This window comes from Pseudomonas oryzihabitans NBRC 102199, from assembly GCF_000730625.1.
Lineage (GTDB): Bacteria > Pseudomonadota > Gammaproteobacteria > Pseudomonadales > Pseudomonadaceae > Chryseomonas > Chryseomonas oryzihabitans.
The window spans coordinates 687,766-704,380 of record NZ_BBIT01000005.1; the positions used below are offsets into that span (position 1 = coordinate 687,766).

Here is a 16,615-nt window from a genome sequence, read left to right on the forward strand (position 1 = left end):
GCGGCTGCGCGCCCCGGACAAAAGTAACCAAAAACGCTTGCCCCGGTCATCCGGCCCTCCGCTGCGCTGCGGGTGCGCTCACGCCAGCGCCGTTCCGGGGTCGGTCCAGATGGGCCGTCCATGGCCCATCTGGACCTCTCGCCGCATCCATGCGGCTCGACCCACTCCACGACACTGGCGTTCGCCCTCCTGAACGGAGCGATTCGCCAGCCTGAAAGTGTTGGTTGAAGAGCCCGTAGCGTGGACAACGGCGAAGCCTTGTCCACTTTCTCGATCAAGCTCATCAGTGGAAAACGCTGCGCGGTTTTCCACGCTACAAATCCTATGAACACCGAAGTCTCAGGCTAGCGCCCCGTCCCCGTCAGTGAGGCCGAGTTCCGGTGTCGTGGCGGGGGTTGCGAGGCAGGACGCCGAGCAAGGCGCGAGGGGCAGGAAGCCCCTTCGTGCCGTGCCCCTGCCACGGCGCCGGAGCGAGGGCACCCGGAGCGCAGCGGAGGGCCGAAACATGGGGACAGCGTTTTTGGTTACTTTTTTCGCGTTTGAAAAAAGTGACTCGCCCGGGTGGGCGAAACAAAACCTATCAGCAAACCGCGATAATCAGCTTGGGCAGCTATAAGTCCAAACTCGAAACGTTGGGCTTCGCTATCGCTCAGCCCAACCTACAACAACTAGTCCTCCCCATCCTCATCCGGTCCGTCCACCTTCATGCCCAGCTCCTTGATCTTGCGGGTCAGGGTATTGCGGCCCCAGCCGAGCAGGACGGCGGCGTCGCGGCGGCGACCGGCGGTGTGCTTGAGGGCGGTCTCGATCATGATGCGTTCGAAGGCCGGCACGGCGTTGTCCAGCAGGCTGGACTGGCCGCGGGTGAGGGCCTGGTCGGCCCACTGGCGCAGGGCCTGTTCCCAGTTGGCGGCGGGGGCGGCGTCCTGGGGCTGGTTGAGCAGCTCCGGCGGCAGGTCGTCGATCAGCACCTCGCGGCTGGAGGCCATCACCGTGATCCAGCGGCAGGTGTTCTCCAGCTGGCGCACGTTGCCCTGCCAGGGCAGGCCCTTCATGTATTCCTCGGTCTCGCCGCGCAGGGTCTTGGGCTCCACGGCCAGCTCCTGGGCGGCGCGGGCGAGGAAGTGGCGGGCGAGGGCGGGGATGTCCTCGCGGCGGTCGGCCAGGCGCGGGATGTGGATGCGGATGACGTTGAGGCGATGGAAGAGGTCCTCGCGGAACTTGCCCTCGCGCACCAGGCCCTCCAGGTTCTGGTGGGTGGCGGCGATGATGCGCACGTCCACCTTGACCGGGGTGTGGCCGCCGACGCGATAGAACTCGCCATCGGCCAGTACCCGCAGCAGGCGGGTCTGGGTATCAGCCGGCATGTCGCCGATCTCGTCGAGGAACAGGGTGCCACCATCGGCCTGCTCGAAGCGGCCGCGGCGCTGGGCGGCGGCGCCGGTGAAGGCGCCTTTCTCGTGGCCGAACAGCTCGGACTCCATCAGGTCCTTGGGGATGGCGGCCATGTTCAGGGCGATGAAAGGGGCCGCGGCGCGCGGACTGTGGCGGTGCAGGGCGTGGGCGACCAGTTCCTTGCCGGTACCGGATTCGCCGTTGATCAGCACGGTGATGTTGGAGTGCGAGAGGCGGCCGATGGCGCGGAACACCTCCTGCATCGCCGGCGCCTCGCCGATGATCTCGGGGGTGCGGGTCAGGTGCGCCGGTTCGGCGAAGCCCTGCTGCTCCTGGGCATGCTGCCCGGCGCGCTTGACCAGGGCCACGGCCTCGTCGACGTCGAACGGCTTGGGCAGGTATTCGAAGGCGCCGCCCTGGTAGGAGGCCACGGCGCTGTCCAGGTCGGAGTGGGCGGTCATGATGATGACCGGCAGGCGCGGGTGCATCTCGCGGATGCGCGACAGCAGGTCCAGGCCACTGGTCCCCGGCATGCGGATGTCCGAGATCACCACGTCCGGCTGCTGACGGCCGAGGCGGGTCATGACGCTGTCGGCGCTGTCGAAGGCGACGGTGGTCATGCCCTCCTGTTGCAGGGCTTTTTCCAGGACCCAGCGGATGGAACGGTCGTCGTCGACGATCCAGACGGTCTCCTGACGGCTCATGCGTACTCCTCGTTATTCCAGCGGCAGGAAGATGCTGAAGGCGGTGTGGCCAGGATGGCTTTCACACTCGATCAGCCCCTGGTGCTGGGTGATGATGTTCTGGGTGATGGCGAGCCCGAGGCCGGTGCCGTCGGGGCGACCGCTGACCATGGGATAGAAGATGGTTTCCTGCAGGTCCTGGGGGATGCCCGGACCGTTGTCGGTGATCTCCACCTTGCACACCAGGCGATGGCGGTGGTGGCCGATGGTGAACTGGCGCAGGGTGCGGGTTCTCAGGGTGACCCGGCCCAGGCGCAATTCGTTCTGCTGGGAGATGGCCTGCATGGCGTTGCGCACGATGTTGAGCACCGCCTGGATCATCTGCTCGCGGTCGATCATCAGGTCGGGAATGCTCGGGTCGTAGTCGCGCACCAGGTTGATCAGCCCCTGGCTTTCCGCTTCCACCAGGCTGCAGACGCGTTCGAGCACCTCGTGCACGTTGGTGATGGCCAGCTTAGGCAGCTTGTTGGAGCCGAGCATGCGATCGACCAGATTCCGCAGTCGGTCGGCTTCCTCGATGATGACGTTGGTGTAGTCCTTGAGCGCCTCTTCCGGCAGCTCGCGGGCCAGCAGCTGGGCCGCGCCACGGATGCCGCCGAGGGGATTCTTGATCTCGTGGGCCAGGCCGCGCACCAGCAGCTTGGTGGTCTCCTGCTTGGAGAGCTGGGCCTCTTCCTTGGTGATGCGCAGCAGCCGGTCACGGGGATGGACTTCCAGCAGCAGCAGGGTGTTGTGGCGATCCAGGATCGGGGTCACCGCATAGTCCACCGTGAGGCTGTTGCCCGAGGTGGAGATCAGCAGCGCCTCGCGCTTCGTGAAGGGGTGGGCATGGTCCACCGCCTGGCGCAGCGCCTGCAGGGCCTCGGGCGATTCGGTGAACAGCTCGCTGATGAACTGGCCATGGCTGCGCTGGCCGCTGATGGCCAGCAGCATCTCGGCCGCCGGATTCATGTACTCCAGACGCAACTCCGCATCCAGCAGGATGACTGCGGTGGTGAGGTTGTCGAGCAGGAGTCGGTGGATGACGTCGGTAGGCATGAGGGGCCACAGCGCTATAGGGACGATAGGAAAATGCAAGAAGCAAACCAAGACGCCCCGAGTTAGGGCAGATGGCTGAAACGTGCACTAACAGCCGCCGCACGCCGGACGGAGCTGCACAGGATTTGTATCAAGATGGTGCACAGTCAAAAAGCGCACCAAAAAGGTGCGCTATAGGAAGGGTAGCCAGGATTTCTTGGCTTCGGGCGGTTTCATGTCCAGCGGGCATTCCGGCCGCTTGCCCCAGTCCTTGTCGCTGCAGGGATGGGCGCGGCGCTTCTGCTCCAGGGAGGGGCGCCGCAGATGGAAGGGCTGCGCCGGCGTCCGCTCCAGTACGTTGCCATCGGCGGCGAGGATCTCCGCCACCAGGCTGTGGGTGCCGCGGTCCAGGCCGCCCAGGGGAAACACCGGACTGCGTCCGGCGCCGGCTTCCCGGTCGTCCAGCAGCAGGCGGTAGCTGTGACCCGGCTGCAATTCCGGCTCGCTGACCAGGCTGACGATGAGCTGCCCTTCCTGGTCGATCACCGTGGCATCGGGCTCAGGCACCAGGATGCGCAGCATCTGGTAGCGGAAGGGCGCCGCCTTGGGCGTCCTGGCCACCGGCGCGGCGGGAGTCGGACTCAGCTTGCGGGTCGGCTGGCCCTGCTGATTGAGGTTGTTGGGCACCGTGATCGGCACCTGGGTCGCCTTGACGCCCTTGGGCGGCTGGTCGGTGTAGACCCGATTGCCTTCCTTGTCGACATAGCTGTAGACCGCTGCCTGGGCGGGGAGCAGCAGGCAGAGCAGCAGCAGGGTCAGGAGCGCGCGCATCAGCGGGCCGGGCTGTTGACGCTGATGCGCTGCACGGTCACGGTCTTCTCGGCACTGGTCTGGACCACCTCGCCGTTGCCGGACAGCACCTGGGCCGCGAAACGGTGCTCGCCGCGATCCAGGTTGGCCACGCCGAAGCGGGTGCTCTGGCCGGGGCTGCCGTAGGGGGCGCCGTCCACCAGCAATTGCAGCGACTGCCCCGCACCCAGGGCCGGTTCCAGGGATACGCCCACCGAGAAGGTGCCGTTGTTGGCGCGGATGGCCTCATCGTCGGGCACGTTGACCTCCAGGCGGCTGAAGGCCGGGCCGGCGGGCGTCGCCGCCGCAGGCGCACTGGGGATGGGCAGCGCCGGCCGTGGATTGTCCACGGTATTGGTGGGTGCCACCTGCACCGGCTTGGCATTGGCCGAGGGCTGGTCGCTGAACACCGTGTTGCCTTCGGCATCCACCGACTTGTAGATCGCGGCCTGGGCGGAGCAGGCGAGGCAGAGCAGACAGCAGGCAAGCAGGCGAGGCATGGCGGAATCTCGGCCGGGCAGTGGAGATCAAGGGTAGCAGGCGCGCCCGGTGCACAGGTAGGCAACCTGGCCGCTGTGCCCGGGCGTCGGTCGCGGCGGTTTTCCCAGGGCAAAAGAAAAGGCCTCCCGAAGGAGGCCTCTTTACCTTACTGCAGCGGGATCAGACGCTGTAGTACAGGTCGTATTCCAGCGGGTGCACGAAGGTACGCACCTTGATCTCTTCCTCGGACTTCAGCTCGATGTAGGCATCGATGAACTCGTCGGTGAAGACGCCGCCCTTGGTCAGGAACGCGCGACCGGCGTCCAGGGCTTCCAGGGCTTCCTTCAGGCTGCCGCAGACCTGCGGGATCTTCTTGCCTTCTTCCGGCGGCAGATCGTACAGGTTCTTGTCGGCGGCATCGCCGGGGTGGATCTTGTTCTGGATACCGTCCAGGCCGGCCATCAGCAGGGCAGCGAAGCACAGGTAGGGGTTGGCAGCCGGATCCGGGAAGCGGGCCTCGATGCGGCGGGCTTTCGGGCTCGACACATAGGGGATACGGATGGAGGCGGAGCGGTTACGGGCCGAGTAGGCCAGCATGACCGGGGCTTCGAAGCCGGGCACCAGACGCTTGTAGCTGTTGGTGGACGGGTTGGTGAAGCCGTTCAGCGCCTTGCCGTGCTTGATGATGCCGCCGATGAAGTACAGGGCGGTATCGGACAGGCCGGCATAGCCTTCGCCGGCGAAGGTGTTCTTGCCATCCTTGGAGATGGACATGTGCACGTGCATGCCGGAGCCGTTGTCGCCGTACAGAGGCTTGGGCATGAAGGTGGCGGTCTTGCCGTAGGCATCGGCCACGTTGTGCACGACGTACTTCAGGGTCTGGGTCTCGTCGGCCTTCTTGACCAGGGTGTTGAACTGCACACCGATCTCGTTCTGGCCAGCGGTCGCCACTTCGTGGTGGTGGACTTCCACGACCAGGCCCATTTCTTCCAGGGCGTTGCACATGGCTGTACGGATTTCGTGGTCGTGATCGACCGGCGGTACCGGGAAGTAGCCGCCCTTGACGTCCGGACGGTGGCCCTTGTTGCCGGACTCGAAGTCGGCATCGGTGTTCCAGGAAGCCTGCTCGGAGAAGATCTTGAACATGGAGCCGGAGATGTCCGACTTGAACTTCACTTCGTCGAAGATGAAGAACTCGGGCTCCGGGCCGACGAACACGGTGTCGCCGATGCCGGTGGACTTCAGGTATTCCTCGGCAGCACGGGCGATACCGCGGGGGTCGCGCTCGTAGGGCTGCATGGTGGAGGGTTCGATGATGTCGCAGACCAGGATCAGGGTCGGCTCTTCGGTGAAGGGATCCAGAACGGCGGTGCTGTCGTCGGGCAGCAGGATCATGTCGGAGGCTTCGATGCCTTTCCAGCCGGCGATGGAGGAGCCGTCGAACATCTTGCCGTGGGCGAAGAAGTCTTCGTCCAGCGCGTCACGCGCCGGCATGGTGACGTGTTGCTGCTTGCCTTTGGTGTCGGTGAAGCGCAGGTCTACCCACTTCACGTCGTTTTCTTTGATCAGTTGAACAGCCTTCGACATGGTTTCCTCCAGAGGAATTTCGGCCGGGAGCGGTTGGCGGTACTCCCGGTATCAGCTGTGCCCTTGAGGGGCGCTCCCGTACTGCCTGGTCAGCGACCGGCGTTCCACGAAAAGCGCCCTATGCTGGCCCAGGGGCGGCTGCCTCACAAGAGAGCAAGTTGTATGCCAGTGCCCCTAAATGGGCTGGAGGGCCGTCCTGGCGCCTGTCGTGCCGTTTTCAGGTCAATGGAGGCCGTATTCAGGCACGAATTTGGTGCGCTTAATTCGGCGGATGCACCTTAATGGCGCATTGGGTGATTTTGTCGGGCGAATTCGAGTGCCGGGTGGTTTTCAGGTATCATATTCGCCCTTTTCTTTCGCGTTGCCCGCCTCCCGTTTCCCGCTCATGAAGCTCATCATCAAGGTCTTTCCGGAAATCACCATCAAGAGTCGCCCGGTGCGCAAGAATTTCATTCGCCAGCTGGTGAAGAACATTCGTGTCGTGCTGCGCGATCTGGATCCGGATGTCCGCGTGGAAGGGGTGTGGGACAACATCACCCTGGAGACCGCGCTCGACGAGCCGCGGCTGCTGGCGGAAATGAAGCAGCGCCTGGCCTGCACCCCGGGCATCGGCCAGTTCCTCGAGGTGCACGAGTATCCGCTGGGCGATTTCGATTCGATTCTCGAGTTGTGCGTACGCCACTTCGGCGAGCGCGTGCGCGGCAAGGTGTTCTCGGTGCGCTGCAAGCGCGCCGGCCGCCATGACTTCTCCTCGATGGATGTGGAGCGCCATGTCGGTGGTGGCCTGCGCGAACGCTGCGGCGGCGCCGGCATCGCCCTGAAGAATCCCGAGGTGAACGTTCGCCTGGAGATCCGCGACCAGCAGCTGTTCATCATCGACGAGCACCACGAAGGGCTGGGCGGCTATCCGCTCGGCGCGCTGGAACAGGTGCTGGTGCTGATGTCCGGGGGATTCGACTCCACCGTGGCCGCCTACCAGATGATGAGACGCGGCATGGTCAGCCATTTCTGCTTCTTCAATCTCGGCGGGCGCGCCCACGAGCTGGGCGTGATGGAAGTGGCCCACTATCTCTGGGAGAAGTACGGGCGTTCCCAGCGCGTGCTGTTCATCAGCGTGCCCTTCGAGGAAGTGGTGGGGCAGATCCTCACCCAGTGCGACGACAGCCACATGGGGGTCATCCTCAAGCGCATGATGCTGCGCGCGGCCAGTCGCATCGCCGAACAGCTGCAGATCGAGGCGCTGGTGACCGGCGAAGCCGTCTCCCAGGTCTCCAGCCAGACCCTGACCAACCTGGCGGTGATCGACAAGGCCACCGATACCCTGGTGCTACGCCCGCTGCTGGCCAGCCACAAGCAGGACATCATCGATACCGCCCAGCGCATCGGCACCGCCGACTTCGCCAAGCACATGCCCGAATACTGCGGCATCATCTCGGTGAATCCCACCACCAAGGCCAAGGCCCTGCGGGTGGACCACGAGGAAGGCAAGTTCGACCTGGCGGTGCTCGACGCCGCCCTGGAACGTGCGCGCTTCATCACCGTCGACAAGGTGATCGAAGAGCTGGGCAAGGACGTGCAGGTCGAAGAGCTGGCACAGCCCTTGCCAGGTCAGATCGTGGTGGACATCCGCCATCCCGATGCCCAGGAAGACCAGCCGCTGGAGCTGCCCGGCATCGAGGTGCAGGCCATGCCGTTCTTCGCGCTGAACAGCCGTTTCAAGGAACTGGACGAGAATCGCCAGTACCTACTCTATTGCGACCGCGGGGTGATGAGCCGGCTGCACGCCCATCACCTGCTCACCGAAGGGCACGCCAATGTGCGCGTTTATCGTCCGGCCTAAGCAGCCGGGCCTGCTGGGTGGCAGTATCCGCCACCGCCCTCCCGACCTCTTCTAGCCCTCCGGCCACGTACCGGTCGGCCGCGTTTCGCGCCTTTGCAATCTCCGGCTGTCAGCCTGCTGGCTGAAGCTCCTTCATTTCTATACCGAGAACACCACTGTGATCGAGAATCTACGCAACATCGCCATCATCGCGCACGTCGACCATGGCAAGACCACCCTCGTCGACAAGCTGCTGCGCCTGTCCGGCACCCTGGACCGCAAAGAAGCGGAAAACGAGCGGGTGATGGACAGCAACGACCAGGAAAAGGAACGCGGCATCACCATCCTGGCCAAGAACACCGCGCTGAAGTGGAAGGACTACAACATCAACATCGTCGACACCCCCGGCCACGCCGACTTCGGTGGCGAGGTGGAGCGCGTGATGTCCATGGTCGACTCCGTGCTGCTGGTGGTCGACGCCCAGGACGGCCCCATGCCGCAGACCCGCTTCGTGACCCAGAAGGCGTTCAAGGCCGGTCTGCGTCCGATCGTGGTGGTCAACAAGATCGACCGTCCCGGCGCGCGTCCGGACTGGGTCATCGACCAGATCTTCGACCTGTTCGACAACCTCGGCGCCACCGATGAGCAGCTGGACTTCCCGATCGTCTACGCCAGCGCCCTGAACGGCATCGCCGGTCTGGACCACGAGAAGATGGACGACAACATGGATGCCCTGTTCCAGGCCATCGTCGACCACGTACCGGCTCCCCAGGTCGATCTGGACGGTCCCTTCCAGATGCAGATTTCCCAGCTGGACTACAACAGCTTCCTCGGCGTGATCGGCATCGGCCGTATCGCCCGTGGCCGCATCAAGGCCAACACCCCGGTGGTGGCCATCAGCGACGACGGCAGCAAGCGCAACGGTCGTATCCTCAAGATCATGGGCCACTCCGGCCTGCAGCGCGTGGAAGTGGCCGAAGCCGAAGCCGGCGACATCGTCTGCGTCTCGGGCATGGACGAGCTGTTCATCTCCGACACCCTGTGCGATCCGCAGAACGTCGAAGCCCGCCCGCCGCTGACCGTCGACCAGCCCACCGTGAGCATGACCTTCCAGGTCAACGACTCGCCGTTCGCCGGTCGTGAAGGCAAGTTCGTCACCAGCCGCAACATCAAAGACCGTCTGGACAAGGAACTGCTGCACAACGTGGCCCTGCGCGTCGAGCCGGGCGAGTCCGCCGAGAAGTTCAAGGTCTCCGGGCGTGGCGAGCTGCACCTGTCGGTACTGATCGAGAACATGCGCCGCGAAGGCTTCGAGATGGCCGTGGGCCGTCCGGAAGTGGTGATCATCGAGAAGGACGGCGAGAAGCAGGAGCCCTACGAGAACGTCACCATCGACATCGAAGAGCAGCACCAGGGCTCGGTGATGGAGCAGATGGGTCTGCGCAAGGGCGATCTGACCAACATGATCCCCGACGGCAAGGGCCGTATCCGCCTGGAATACACCATCCCGGCGCGTGGCCTGATCGGCTTCCGCAACAACTTCCTGACCCTGACCTCGGGCAGCGGCATCCTGACCTCGACCTTCAGCCACTACGGCCCGATCAAGGCCGGCGAAGTGAGCAACCGTCAGAACGGCGTGCTGGTGTCCATGGCCACCGGTACCGCCCTGACCTACTCGCTGGAAACCCTGCAGAGCCGCGGCAAGCTGTTCCTGGCTCCGGGCGACGAGATCTACGAAGGCCAGCTGTGCGGCATCAACAGCCGTGACAACGACCTGGTGCTCAACCCCACCAAGGGCAAGAAGCTGGACAACATGCGCGCCTCGGGCAAGGACGAAGTCATCGCCCTGGTGCCGCCGATCAAGTTCACCCTCGAACAGGCGCTGGAATTCATCGCCGACGACGAGCTGGTGGAAGTGACGCCCAAGTCCATCCGTCTGCGCAAGAAGTTCCTGAACGAAAACGACCGCAAGCGCTTCGAGCGTTCCAAGGTCTGATCCCGTCCGGGTGATGCAGGAAAGCGCCTTCGGGCGCTTTTTTGTTGCCGGTTTTTCAGAGCCTGCTACGCGCACGACTGGCGGCTCTGCTAGCGTTTATCCCACGGCCGCGCCATTCGGGACGGCCCCTTCTGCAGGATGCTGCCATGCTCAAGACTACCCTCGCCGCCGCCCTGACCCTGAGCGGTCTCAGCGTTTTCGCCACGGCCCAGGCCGCCGGTTGCGGCACGCCGCGCAATGCCTTCGATACCGTCTACTGCGCCAGCAACCTGTTCGCCCAGAGCGACAAGTCGCTGAACCAGACCTATGGCGAGTTGCGTAAGCAGCTGCCGGCCGATCAGCAGGCCGTGCTCAAACAGAGCCAGTTGGCCTGGATCAAGCAGCGCGACAGCCAGTGCGCCCGCGAGGAAGCCGATGGCTACTTCGTCAACCTGGATTGCGCCGTCAGCCTGACCGACAGCCGTCTGGAGGTGCTCAAGGAGCGCCTGCGCGAATGCGCCAGCACCGGTTGCGAGGCGGGCAAGCTGGGGCAGTGAGGTAGCTGGCGGGATAGGGGCGCGCCGTTCCCTCACCCCAACCCTCTCCCGGGGGGAGAGGGGGCTATCCGGAACGGGCGCTTGGCGTCATCGCTCCGGAGAAAATCGTAGCCTGGAAACCGGCGCAGCCTTTTCCACTGGGCTCGCTGCCAGGGCCCTCACCCCAACCCTCTCCCCAGGGGAGAGGGGGCCATCCGAGTGGGCGCTCGGTGTCATCGCTCCGGATGAAACCGTAGCCTGGAAAACGGCGCAGCCTTTTCCACTGGGCTCGCTGCCAGGGCCCTCACCCCAACACTCTCCCCTGGGGAGAGGGGGCTATTCGAACGGGCGCTCGGCGTCATCGCTCCGGAGAAAACCGTAGCGTGGAAAACGGCGCAGCCTTTTCCGCTGGGCTCGCTACCAGGACCCTCACCCCAACACTCTCCCCTGGGGAGAGGGGGCTATTCGAACGGGCGCTTGGCGTCATCGCTCCGGAGAAAATCGTAGCCTGGAAAACGGCGCAGCCTTTTCCACTGGGCTCGCTGCCAGGGCCCTCACCCCAACCCTCTCCCCGGGGGAGAGGGGGCTATCCGAGCGGGCGATCAGCCTCATCGTCCCGATGAGCGTCGCCACGGATTGACCAGCAGACTCGACAGTCATGGCAGGCCGCTCCGGTCGAATTGCCGACAGCCCTCTGACCTGCCGTTCAAGCCAAACAAATGTCTTCCAGGTTTTTGTTTACACCCAGATACAACGTCACAAAAACCGTCTAGCGTGGGGCCACACGCCCTGACGCGTGCCCCGATAACAACAATCAAGGATGCAGGCATGACATCTTTCCTCAGGCAACGCCTGCCGCTGGCCATCGCCCTGGCCACGGCGCTCGCGGCAACCGCCCAGGCGGCTCCCAATCCCTACAGTGGCTTCACCGTGTTCGGCGACAGTCTGCTCGATGCCGGGCAATTTCCCGATACCGAGGTCACGGGCGCCAGCCTCAGATTCACCAACCGCGTCGGTCCCGGCTACAGCCAGGCCAGCGGCGCGGTGACCGGACCGGTGTCCTCGATCCTGCTCGGCCAGCAACTGGGCTTCGATGTCCGTACCCTGGACGCCTCGACCTCGCTGATCAATCAGCGGATCGGCCTGAGCGATGGCGACAACTGGGCCACGGGTGGCTACACCACGGCGCAGATCCGCGATTCCATCACCGCGCGCAACGGCTCGGTGGTGGCGGTGGGTGGCCTGACCCTGCGCAGCCGTGACGGCTACCTGCCCGGCCTCGCCAGCCAGGGACTGAGCCTGGATCCCAACACCCTGTTCTATATCAGCGGCGGGGGTAACGACTTCCTCCAGGGACTGGTCACCTCGCCGGCCACCGCAGCGGCCGCGGCCAATCGCCTGGGTGACGGCGTGGCTGCGCTGCAGCAGGCCGGCGCCCGCTATATGGTGGTCTGGCTGCTGCCCGACATCGGTCAGACCCCGGCCCTGGCCGGTTCGCCGCAACAGGCGGCCAGCTCGGCCCTGAGTCGGGTCTACAACCAGGCGCTGGTGGCGCGCCTGGCCGGCATCGACGCCGAGATTATCGGCCTCAACGTGCCCCAGCTGCTGGCCGAGGTGGTGGCCGAACCGGGCCGCTATGGCCTGGCCAGCGGGCAGAATCTGACCGGCACCTGCTTCAGTGGCGACAGCTGCACCCGCAACCCCACCTATGGCCTGGGCGCGGCGGCGGCCGATCCCAGCCAGCTGCTGTTCAACGATCGCGTCCACCCGACCATCACCGGCCAGCGGCTGATCGCCGACTACGCCTATTCGCTGCTGGCGGCGCCCTGGGAGGTCACGCTGCTGCCGGAGATGGCCCAGTCCACGCTCAGGGCGCACCAGGACGGCCTGCATCAGCGCTGGCTGGGCGACTGGCATGCCTGGCAGCCGGTGGGGCGCTGGCAGGGCTATGTGGATACCAGCGCGCGGCGCCTGGACGTCGACGACCAGCGCAGCACCGCCGGCGGCGATGGCAACGGCTACAGCCTGGACCTGGGTGGCAACTATCGGCTCAGCGAGGAATGGCGCCTCGGCGTGGCCGCCGGTGTCGCGCGCCAGCGCCTGGAGCCCGGCGCGGCCGATTCCAGCTATCGCCTCAACAGCTATCTGCTTAGCGCCTTCGCCCAGTACCAGGGCGAGCGCCTCTGGGGCGATCTCACCGCCACCGGTGGCCGGCTGGACTATGACGACCTGAGCCGCCGTTTCGCCCTCGGCCCGACCACCCGCAGCGAGCAGGGCGACACCGACGGCGATCTGCGCGCCCTCTCGGCGCGGCTGGGCTACGACCTGGCGGCGGCCGGCAGTCCCTGGCACCTGAGTCCCTATCTCAGCGCCGACTATGCCCGCGTCCAGGTGGATGGCTATCGCGAGCGCGGCAACGACGCCACGGCGCTGGAGTTCGACGACCAGTCGAGCACCTCGCGGCGGCTGGGGCTGGGTCTGCAGGGGCGCTGGCAGCTCGCCCCGTCCACGGCGCTGTTCGCCGACCTGGGTCGCGAGCGGGAATTCGCCGATGGCACCCGCGACGTGACCATGCGCCTGAACAGCGTGCCAGGTCTGGACTACACCCTGGACGGCTACCAGCCCGACAGCGACCGCACCCGACTGAGCCTGGGCGTGGTCCAGCGGCTGACCCCGGAACTGACCCTGCGCGGTGGCTACAGCTATGCCGGCGCGGGCGATAGCCATCAGCAGGGCGTGGGCCTGGGCCTGTCACTGGACTTCTAACCGCCGCGCTGCGGGCAAGGCCCGCTGACAGGCTGTCAGCGGGCGTCGTGGCTAGACCCGGCTGGGATCGCCCAGGCGCTGGCGCTGCCAGTCGCGCAACTCGTCCAGACGGCGCGGCGGGCAGACCAGAAAGCCCTGCAGAAGATCGCAACCGGCCTGTTGCAGGCAGAGCTGCTTGAGTTCGGTGTCCACGCCCTCGGCGATCACCTGGGCGTCGCGGGCATGGCAGAAGGCGATGAGCGCATCCAGGCTGGCCTGGTTGCCGGGCTGGCTGAGGCGCTCGACGATGAGCCGGTCGAACTTGATGGTATCGGCGGGATAGTCGGTGACCTGCTGGATCGAGGTGTAGCCGACGCCGAAATCGTCGATGGCCACGCGAAAGCCCTCGGCGCGCAATTCATGCAGCAGCCCCAGGGTCCGCTCGTTCAGCTCGGCGGCGAAGGTCTCGGTGAATTCCAGTTCCAGACGGGCCGGATCGACACGGTGGTGGCGGACCCGCTCGCGCAGATAGGGCACGATGTCGGCCTGATCCAGTTGCGCCGACGACAGGTTGATGGACAGCACCAGGTCGCTGCCCAGCACCTCCTGCAGCGCCGGGTATTCGCGGCAGGCCTGATCCACGACCCAGCGATCGATCCAGCGAAAATGCCCCTGGCGTTCGGCGATGGGGATGAATTCCGCCGGTGATACCGGGCCGAGGCGCGGCGAATTCCAGCGCAGCAGGGTTTCGGCGGAGCGCACCTGGCCGTTGCTGTCGACCGCCGGCATGTAGACGAGATGGAATTCCTCGTCCGGGTTCATGCGCCGCAGGTGCTCGTCCAGCAGATCCTGGCGGCGCTGGCGCGCGGCCAGTTCCGGGGTGAAGTGCACCAGGCGGTTGCCGCCTTCGTTCTTGGCCCGGTTCAGGGCCAAGTCGGCCTGGGCCAGCAGGTCGGCCAGGTCCAGCGGGGCCTCGGGGGTCGCCAGGCCGATACTCAGGGTCACCGCATAGCGCCGCTCGCCAACCAGGGTGCCGTTGTCGTGGTTCTGCTGCAGCTGCTGGCCCAGGGCGAGGGCGTCGGTCGCCGCCGCCGGGCCGCGCAGCAGGATGGCGAATTCATCGCCCGCCAGGCGCGTGAACACCAGCTCGTTGCCCGCCTGATAGGCTTCCAGCTGCTGCTGGGTCTGCCGGGCCACGGCCTGCAGCAGCTCATCGCCCACTTCGTGGCCGAATCTGTCGTTCACCGACTTGAAGTGATCGAGGCCGAAATAGAGCAGGGCGATATGGCGGCCGTCCGGCTTGCCCGCCAGCCAGGATTCACCCATGAGCTGGAAGTAGCGACGATTGCCGATCTGGGTGAGGACGTCGGTGCGCAGGGCCGTGCGCAACTGCGCCAGGATGGCCAGGTTGTTGTCGTGCAGGCGCTTCATGTTGGCGCCCAGATGGCCGATCTCGCCGGGTTCGTCGCCGGTTTCGAGGGCCTGGCGCTGGCCTTCCAGCACCTCGGTGAGCTGACTGTCCAGCCGCGCGATGGGCCGGGTGATATAGCGGCGGATCAGCAGGATCAGGACCAGGATGCAGGCCAGGGTCACCAGCAGGCCGCCGCTGAAGTAGGCGATCGCCAGACGGCGCAATTCCCGGTCCAGGTGCCCCGGATTCGGGGTCAGGCGTACATAGAGATCGGGCGACAGGCGCTCGACGGCGGTGAAATCGCTGGTGCGGACGGGCAGCGTCCGGCTGAATTCCAGGGGCGCACCATAGCTCTGCTCGAGGGTACGGCGCATGGCCTCCATCCGGTCCGGGCTGACCGCCAGTTGCAGCGTCATCGCCAGCCCGCGCTGACCCGGCAGGGGCGGTCCGGCGGTGCTCGGCAGCAGTGAAGTGGTCGCCACCAGCAGTGATCGCCCCTGTTCGTCGAGTAGATAGTCGCGCCGCTCCAGCGGACCGCTCGGCTCCTGGGCCAGGCGTTCGAGCAGTTGTCGCTGGGCAGCGCTTAGTTGGGCGAAGGGATCGCCACTGCGTTCGTAGTAGTAGGCCAGGCTGAGGTCGGGGCGGGCGATGGCCAGGGAGATATGGCTGGGCGCATCGTCGCCGGCCAGCTGGCGCACCGCCAGTTGCAGCTGGGTACCCAGGGCTTCGTTGCGATAGGGCACCTCGGTCTGCCGCAGGAAGTTGCCCAGGGCGGCGCTGTTGGACAGGGCATAGAGCAGGTTGCGGCTGAAGTGGTCGTACTCGCGATAGGTGGTTTCCAGCGCCGCCAGGTCATGGTTGACCCGCGAGCGTTCGAGGCCGATCACCGCTTCGCGCTGGACCGTGTAGCCCAGGCCCACCAGGGTCAGGCTGCAGAGCAGGGCGACCGGCAGGATCAGCAGCAGGGCGCGTCTATTGAGCGTCATGGCGACCTACTAGAGCACTGCCGATGCGTTGCCGGGTCTGGAAGGTGTCGGGCGGACCTTCGCGAAAGACCTGGCTGCGGGCGAGTACCTCATCGGGGGGAAACAGGCTGGGATCCTGACGCAGGTCTGCCGACAGCAGCCGCAGGGCGCCGGCATTGGGGGTTGCCAGGTGCAGGTCCTCGGTCGCCAGCACGGCATTGCGCGGTTCGTTGAGGAAATCGATGAAGCGCCAGGCGGAGGCCTGGTGCCGGGAGCTGCTGAGCAGGGCCACGCAGTCCACCCACAGCAGGCTGCCCTCGCGCGGCGTGACGAAGCGCCAGGGCTGCCCGGGCGTCGCGGCATTGAGCAGGTGCTGGTCGCCGCTATAGCCCAGCGCCAGCTCGATGCGATCGCTGTAGGCCGGATTGTGCAGGGCGCTGACCACATACTGATAGGTCAGCACCGCCGGGGCCTGGGCCTTGAGCAGCGCGAAGCTGCGTCTGAGCAACTCGGGGTCGTCGCTGTTGATGGCGGCGCCGAGGGTGATCAGAGGCGCCACCAGGAGGTCGTCGTGGTCTTCGAGCATGGCGATATGACCGTGCACGGCCGGCTCCGGCTGCAGCAGCGGCTGCCAGGACGAGGGCGCCTGGGCCAGGCGATCGCTGCGGTAGAGCAGGCCCAGGGTGCCCCAGACGTAGGGCACGGCATAGTCGCCGCAACTCTGGCGCCAGCGCGGATCGAGCTCGCTCAAATGAGGCAGGCGCTGGGGATCGATGCGCATCAGCAGGCCGTCCTGGCCGAGGCGGGTGGCGCTAACCTCGTTGATCACCACCAGGTCGAGATCGGCATCGCCGCGTGCCAGGGTGGCATCGCGCACGTCGCTACTGTCGAAATGGATTTCCTGCACGGGCGAATGAGCCTTGGCCCAGCGCTGCAATAGGGTGTCGCTGAAATAGCCTTCCCAGGTATAGAGCCGCAAGGGCTCGGCAGCCGCCACGGGTGACGCGGGCAGCCCGGTGAGCACCAGGCTGCAGACAAGGGGGAGGCAGTAGCGCATGCGGACGACTCGGCGGCAAGGACTGACTTAACTAGG

11 protein-coding genes are annotated in these 16,615 nt (G+C 65.8%); 4 read left to right on the forward strand and 7 right to left on the reverse strand.

All coding sequences use genetic code 11. The features are described 5' to 3' along the window. Positions 1 to 668: 668 nt before the first annotated feature. From ntrC to glnA, 5 genes are all read right to left on the reverse strand, one after another. Positions 669 to 2,099: a nitrogen regulation protein NR(I) gene (gene ntrC / locus POR01S_RS09435; protein ID WP_042135334.1), complete on the reverse strand. Its 1,431-nt coding sequence runs from the start codon at positions 2,097 to 2,099 to the stop codon at positions 669 to 671. 12 nt (positions 2,100 to 2,111) lie between these two features. Beyond that, entirely contained in the window at positions 2,112 to 3,176 is a 1,065-nt protein-coding gene (glnL, locus tag POR01S_RS09440; protein WP_007161315.1) for a nitrogen regulation protein NR(II), read from the reverse strand. A gap of 171 nt (positions 3,177 to 3,347) precedes the next feature. Beyond that, on the reverse strand, positions 3,348 to 3,986 hold the full coding sequence (locus POR01S_RS09445) for a DUF4124 domain-containing protein (protein WP_027600333.1): 639 nt from the start codon (positions 3,984 to 3,986) through the stop codon (positions 3,348 to 3,350). Then, positions 3,986 to 4,504 (reverse strand): DUF4124 domain-containing protein, encoded by a 519-nt coding sequence (locus POR01S_RS09450; protein ID WP_042135337.1) that lies wholly within the window; start codon positions 4,502 to 4,504, stop codon positions 3,986 to 3,988. Before POR01S_RS09450 ends, POR01S_RS09445 begins: the two co-directional genes overlap by 1 nt. A 160-nt stretch (positions 4,505 to 4,664) precedes the next feature. After that, positions 4,665 to 6,071 carry a glutamate--ammonia ligase gene (glnA, locus tag POR01S_RS09455; protein WP_042135339.1) on the reverse strand — a complete coding sequence of 469 codons (1,407 nt, stop codon included), beginning with the start codon at positions 6,069 to 6,071 and terminating at the stop codon, positions 4,665 to 4,667. Between the two features lie 385 nt (positions 6,072 to 6,456). On the opposite strand from glnA, the gene thiI reads away from it, so the two are divergent. The 4 genes from thiI to POR01S_RS09475 all read left to right on the forward strand — a co-directional run bounded on the left by thiI (position 6,457) and on the right by POR01S_RS09475 (position 13,167). After that, positions 6,457 to 7,911: a tRNA uracil 4-sulfurtransferase ThiI gene (gene thiI, locus POR01S_RS09460; RefSeq protein WP_042135341.1), complete on the forward strand. Its 1,455-nt coding sequence runs from the start codon at positions 6,457 to 6,459 to the stop codon at positions 7,909 to 7,911. 157 nt (positions 7,912 to 8,068) lie between these two features. Further along, the gene (typA, locus tag POR01S_RS09465; RefSeq protein WP_027598212.1) at positions 8,069 to 9,886 is read left to right on the forward strand and encodes a translational GTPase TypA; all 1,818 of its coding nucleotides are present in this window, start codon (positions 8,069 to 8,071) and stop codon (positions 9,884 to 9,886) included. A 146-nt stretch (positions 9,887 to 10,032) separates the two neighbouring features. Further along, positions 10,033 to 10,422 carry a lysozyme inhibitor LprI family protein gene (locus tag POR01S_RS09470; protein WP_027598213.1) on the forward strand — a complete coding sequence of 130 codons (390 nt, stop codon included), beginning with the start codon at positions 10,033 to 10,035 and terminating at the stop codon, positions 10,420 to 10,422. Positions 10,423 to 11,229: 807 nt separating this feature from the next. Continuing rightward, positions 11,230 to 13,167, forward strand: a complete 1,938-nt coding sequence (locus tag POR01S_RS09475; protein WP_042135343.1) for an autotransporter domain-containing SGNH/GDSL hydrolase family protein — start codon at positions 11,230 to 11,232, stop codon at positions 13,165 to 13,167. Between the two features lie 51 nt (positions 13,168 to 13,218). Here POR01S_RS09475 and POR01S_RS09480 read toward each other — a convergent pair whose 3' ends face one another. Beyond that, on the reverse strand, positions 13,219 to 15,543 hold the full coding sequence (locus POR01S_RS09480) for a putative bifunctional diguanylate cyclase/phosphodiesterase (protein WP_042135345.1): 2,325 nt from the start codon (positions 15,541 to 15,543) through the stop codon (positions 13,219 to 13,221). Continuing rightward, complete coding sequence (locus POR01S_RS09485) at positions 15,530 to 16,579, reverse strand: polyamine ABC transporter substrate-binding protein (RefSeq protein ID WP_042135346.1); 1,050 nt, start codon at positions 16,577 to 16,579, stop codon at positions 15,530 to 15,532. The genes POR01S_RS09480 and POR01S_RS09485 overlap by 14 nt, the downstream gene beginning before the upstream one ends. Between the last annotated feature and the right edge of the window lie 36 nt (positions 16,580 to 16,615).

What these genes read in the sequence shown, in the direction of transcription:
- thiI (WP_042135341.1), top strand. Translation starts at nt 6,457, where the DNA reads ATGAAGCTCATCATCAAGGTCTTTCCGGAAATCACCATCAAGAGTCGC.
- POR01S_RS09480 (WP_042135345.1), bottom strand. Translation starts at nt 15,543, where the DNA reads ATGACGCTCAATAGACGCGCCCTGCTGCTGATCCTGCCGGTCGCCCTG.
- POR01S_RS09475 (WP_042135343.1), top strand. Translation starts at nt 11,230, where the DNA reads ATGACATCTTTCCTCAGGCAACGCCTGCCGCTGGCCATCGCCCTGGCC.
- POR01S_RS09450 (WP_042135337.1), bottom strand. Translation starts at nt 4,504, where the DNA reads ATGCCTCGCCTGCTTGCCTGCTGTCTGCTCTGCCTCGCCTGCTCCGCC.
- ntrC (WP_042135334.1), bottom strand. Translation starts at nt 2,099, where the DNA reads ATGAGCCGTCAGGAGACCGTCTGGATCGTCGACGACGACCGTTCCATC.
- POR01S_RS09445 (WP_027600333.1), bottom strand. Translation starts at nt 3,986, where the DNA reads ATGCGCGCGCTCCTGACCCTGCTGCTGCTCTGCCTGCTGCTCCCCGCC.
- POR01S_RS09470 (WP_027598213.1), top strand. Translation starts at nt 10,033, where the DNA reads ATGCTCAAGACTACCCTCGCCGCCGCCCTGACCCTGAGCGGTCTCAGC.
- glnL (WP_007161315.1), bottom strand. Translation starts at nt 3,176, where the DNA reads ATGCCTACCGACGTCATCCACCGACTCCTGCTCGACAACCTCACCACC.
- glnA (WP_042135339.1), bottom strand. Translation starts at nt 6,071, where the DNA reads ATGTCGAAGGCTGTTCAACTGATCAAAGAAAACGACGTGAAGTGGGTA.
- POR01S_RS09485 (WP_042135346.1), bottom strand. Translation starts at nt 16,579, where the DNA reads ATGCGCTACTGCCTCCCCCTTGTCTGCAGCCTGGTGCTCACCGGGCTG.